Source organism: Roseibium sp. (genome assembly GCF_050301095.1).
In the GTDB taxonomy this organism is placed as follows: Bacteria; Pseudomonadota; Alphaproteobacteria; order Rhizobiales; family Stappiaceae; genus Roseibium.
Genome location: NZ_JBNKYW010000119.1, coordinates 1 through 4525, shown reverse-complemented (window position 1 = coordinate 4525; position 4525 = coordinate 1). Strand labels below are relative to the sequence as shown.

At 60.4% G+C, this 4525-nt stretch carries 5 protein-coding genes; 2 read left to right on the top strand and 3 right to left on the bottom strand.

Annotated features, from left to right (window positions below):
• From ACQY7U_RS10755 to ACQY7U_RS10745, 3 genes are all read right to left on the bottom strand, one after another.
• On the bottom strand, nucleotides 1-998 hold a 998-nt coding region (locus ACQY7U_RS10755), incomplete at its 3' end, for a nitrilase-related carbon-nitrogen hydrolase (protein ID WP_428644309.1).
• A gap of 116 nt (nucleotides 999-1114) precedes the next feature.
• Entirely contained in the window at nucleotides 1115-1648 is a 534-nt protein-coding gene (locus tag ACQY7U_RS10750) for a response regulator (RefSeq protein WP_428644306.1), read from the bottom strand.
• 164 nt (nucleotides 1649-1812) lie between these two features.
• On the bottom strand, nucleotides 1813-3195 hold the full coding sequence (locus tag ACQY7U_RS10745) for a class II 3-deoxy-7-phosphoheptulonate synthase (RefSeq protein WP_428644303.1): 1383 nt from the start codon (nucleotides 3193-3195) through the stop codon (nucleotides 1813-1815).
• Nucleotides 3196-3471: 276 nt separating this feature from the next.
• Between ACQY7U_RS10745 and ACQY7U_RS10740 the strand changes: the two genes are divergently transcribed.
• Together ACQY7U_RS10740 and ACQY7U_RS10735 are read left to right on the top strand one after the other, a co-directional pair.
• Complete coding sequence (locus tag ACQY7U_RS10740) at nucleotides 3472-4203, top strand: VIT1/CCC1 transporter family protein (RefSeq protein WP_428644301.1); 732 nt, start codon at nucleotides 3472-3474, stop codon at nucleotides 4201-4203.
• 135 nt (nucleotides 4204-4338) lie between these two features.
• Nucleotides 4339-4525 (top strand): hypothetical protein (locus ACQY7U_RS10735; protein WP_428644299.1); only part of this gene is annotated, 187 nt, incomplete at its 3' end.

Here is a 4525-nt window from a genome sequence, read left to right as displayed (position 1 = left end):
TCCCTGATGCTTTCCTCGGACGTATAGCGGTAGGGCAGCATGATCGCGTGAACCTTGTCCGCCCCAAGCGCATCGACCGCCATTGCGGCACAGACCGCGGAATCGATGCCGCCGGACAGCCCGAAAACGACACCGGGAAAGCCGTTCTTCTCAACATAGTCACGGAGTCCCATGACGCAGGCCCGCCAATTGGCCTCATCAAGACCGGGAAGCTTCGCGACCTCACCGTTCTCGCAGATCCAGGTATCGCCGTCCCGCCTCCAGTCGCTGATCCCGAGCGCTGCCTGGAACTGCGGCATCTGGAACGCCAGGGATCTGTCGGCATGGAGTGCGAAGGAACCGCCGTCGAAAACCAGTTCGTCCTGGCCGCCGAGCTGGTTGCAATAGATCAGCGGCAGGCCGGTCTGGACCACGCGCGATACCACGACCTGCAGACGGTCGTCGGCACGGTTTTCCCAGTAAGGCGAGCCGTTGAGAACCAGCAGCAATTCGGCGCCGGTTTCCTCCAGGCACTCGCAGACCTCGTCGTTCCAGATATCCTCGCAGATCGGCAGGCCGATGCGCACGCCCCGGAAGTCGACCGGTCCCGGCAACGGGCCGGCGGCGAAGACACGTTTTTCGTCGAAGACGCTGTAGTTCGGCAGATCGTACTTGTAGCGGATCGCCCGGATCTCGCCCTGGTCCAGCAGCAGCGCGGCGTTACGGACCTTGCCGTCCTCCCCTTTCCAGGGTGAGCCGATCACCAGTCCGGGACCTCCGTCCGCCGTTTCCCTGGCGAGAATTTCGGCAGCCTCCATGCAGCGGCGCACGAAGGCCGGCTTCAGCACGAGGTCTTCCGGCAGGTATCCGGCGAGCACCAGCTCGGAGGCCAGCACAAGGTCGGCGCCTTTTTCGGCAGCCTCGGTACGGGCCTTGCGGACGAGATCCGTGTTGCCGGCGACATCGCCGACAGTCGGATTGAGCTGCGCGACAGCCAGTCGAAAACGGTCAGTAATCATGGGAACGATAACCAGGAAGTGTCATTCTCCCTGATGTAGCGGTATGGCTTGTGGGTTGCAATCACCCAATTCAGCGAATGCAGGCACCGGTCAAGCTGAGCCTTCAATGCCCAGGGTCATAGCAACGCCAGCCCGCCAGTCATCTTCGCGCCTTCAGGGCCGGGAACTTCCGCAACATTCTTGATATTGAGGTTCCGCAGCGCACTGTTCTGTCCGGGGCCCATGATGCCGCGCGAACGGCCGTAGATCTCCTGGCGTTCCAGGATCTCGCCGATGTGACGGTAGAGTATGGCCGGCGCGATCGGCTTTGCGACGAAACCGTGAATGCCAACCTCGATGGCTTCCAGAATGGTCCTGCGCTTGGCATGTGCGGTCACCGCCAGAACCGGGGTCGTGCAGACGATCGGATCCCTGTCCCCCCTGAGGATACGCAGGAACTCGGCGCCGTCAAAGGGACTCATGACCCAGTCCAGAAGAACGATATCTGGCTTGCGGTCGACAACGATTTCAAGGGCTTCGGCACCGTCGGCGGCCTCGAACACGGTCCTGATTCCAAAACCGGTGAGGATGGATCTCAGGATTCCGCGCATATGAGGATTGTCCTCTGCAATCAGGCAGGAAATCTTGGAAAGATCCCACTGTTCACGCAAATTGCCGCTCCCGTCCCCGACGATAGTCCCTTCAGAAGATATGATCCGAGAGCGTTAAACGAGCTTTACCGGCAAGCAGCAAATTCAATCAATCGCGAAAAAATATGCAAAAAGGGCGGCAATAGCCGCCCTTTCAGTTAACGCTGCGTGAGTTTCTTCAACCGTTACGCGCTGGCCGCGACCGCCTCGACCTGACGTCCGTCTCTTTCCTTTTTCAGGTTTTCTGCAATCAGGAAAGCAAGCTCGAGAGCCTGGTCGGCGTTGAGGCGCGGGTCGCAATGGGTGTGATAGCGGTCGCCGAGTTGTTCGGCGGTCAACGCCCTCGCACCGCCGGTGCATTCGGTCACGTTCCGGCCGGTCATTTCCACATGTACGCCGCCTGCATGGGTACCTTCCGCGCGGTGCACCGCAAAGAAAGCTTCCACTTCCTTCAGGATACGGTCGAACGGGCGGGTCTTGTAACCGCCGGCCGTGATGGTGTTGCCATGCATCGGATCGCAGGACCAGACAACGACCTTGCCTTCCCGCTCGACGGCACGCACAAGCTGCGGCAGGTGATCGAAGACCTTGTCCGCGCCGAAGCGCGCAATCAGCGTCAGGCGGCCGGCTTCGTTGTCCGGGTTCAGGATATCGATCAGCTCCAGCAGACCGTCCGGCGTCAGCGACGGACCGCACTTCAGGCCGATCGGGTTCTTGATGCCGCGGAAGAATTCCACATGGGCGTGATCGGGCTGGCGGGTGCGGTCGCCGATCCACAGCATGTGGCCGGAGGTTGCGTACCAGTCGCCGGAGGTGGAATCGACACGGGTCAGTGCTTCCTCATAGCCAAGAAGCAGCGCTTCGTGGCTGGTGAAGAAATCCGTCGAGCGGAGCTGCGGCACGCTTTCGGCGTTGATGCCGCACGCCTTCATGAAGTTCAGCGACTCTGAAATGCGGTCGGCCAGTTCCTTGTAACGGTGCCCCTGGGGACTGTCGGAGATGAAACCGAGCATCCACTGGTGAACCTGATCGAGATTGGCGAAACCGCCTTGAGCAAAGGCGCGCAGAAGGTTCAGCGTTGCCGCCGACTGCCGGTAGGCCATGGCCATGCGGCCCGGATCCGGGAAGCGGCTTTCGGACGTGAAATTGATGTCATTGATGATGTCGCCGCGGTAGCTCGGCAGTTCCACATCGCCCTTCTTCTCGATATCCGAGGACCGGGGTTTGGCGAACTGTCCGGCGATCCGGCCGACCTTGACCACCGGCTGGCTGGCCGCATAGGTCAGAACAACGGCCATCTGCAGGAACACGCGGAAGAAGTCGCGGATATGATCGGGATGGTGTTCGGCGAAGCTTTCGGCGCAGTCGCCCCCCTGAAGCAGAAAACCCCTGCCTCTGGCAACGTCGGCAAGCTGGCTCTTCAGCGCCCGTGCTTCCCCTGCAAAAACGAGCGGCGGATAGGTCGACAGGCGCTGTTCAACATCCGCCAAAGCCTCTTTATCCTGGTATTCCGGCACCTGCAGGATCGGTTTCGATCTCCAGCTGTCCGGGCTCCACTTCTCCGCCATACTTCCTACTCCTCACTGGACGCGCGGGTAAAATTCCGATCCTTATTGCGCGATCCACGACATTTTCGTTCGTTTTCCGCAGCTCCAACAGAGCAAACGTGCGGCCTTATACACCCCCAAAGCTGTGAAAGCCACAGGACAATCTGCCAAATATACGCCGTTTCCAAGATGGATTTCGCGCGAAAAAGGCCGTTACGGAAATCAGGCTTTGAGGCGGATCATGGCAAGCGCCTTCATTTGCCTGAATTCTGAATGGCAACAGCACGGGAAATGACCATGGCATCACGACTGGAACACAGCCACAACCCGGACGACATTGCCTCGCGCCTGGCGTCGGGACCAAGGGCCAGCTACCTCAGGGACTGGATCTATGGCGGGATCGACGGTGCCGTAACGACTTTTGCGATCGTCGCGGGGTCGATCGGGGCGAACCTGTCCGCGAAAGTGATCCTGATCCTGGGCATGGCCAATCTGCTGGCGGACGGTTTTTCCATGGCGGTTGCCAACTACAGCGGTTCGAAGTCGGAAAACGAGGACTATGCCCGCCTCAGGGCTATCGAGGAAAAACACATCGCCCTGGCGCCGGACGGAGAGCGTGAGGAAGTCCGGCAGATTTTCCGGGCCAAGGGATTTCAGGGCGACGACCTTGAAACGATCGTCCGGCTCGTCTCCTCCAACAAGACGACCTGGATCGATACCATGATGCAGGCGGAATACGGCATGACGGCGGTCGCGCACACACCTTTGAAAGCCGCCCTTTTCACATTCGCGTCCTTCGTTCTGTTCGGGGCGATCCCGCTTGTGCCCTTTCTCCGCGCCTTTCCGGCGAGCGCAGCCACAGCCACGCTTCTGACCGCCCTTGCCTTTTTCATGATCGGCTCGTTGCGTGCGCGCTGGTCCCAAAGGCACTGGGTCTCCTGCGGACTGGAAACGACCGTTGTCGGTATGCTGGCGGCCAGTATCGCCTTTGTGACCGGCTACGGATTGCAGGCGTTGCTTGGCAGCTGACCCGCCGCGCTCCTGCCGTCGATCCGGAGGCCACCCCCCTTCCACCGTTTCCTTGTACCGGCGTGAAAATGTGAGATAGTCCGGTCAGAAACATCTTCTGCCGGCCCAGCCTCGATTTCAGGTGACAAAATGGTCATGGACACGTTTTTTGGAACTCCGCAAAGCATTGCCGCCATGAAACGCAGCGCAGCGCTCCGGTCCCTGACCCGGGCGGACCCGCGCTTTGCCTATTACGGCAGGCTGGTCGCCTTGAGCCGGCCGGTTGACAACACGGCCGACGTCCTGTGTGACCTTGCCCGCCTGCAAGGGGCAAGCGCTTGTT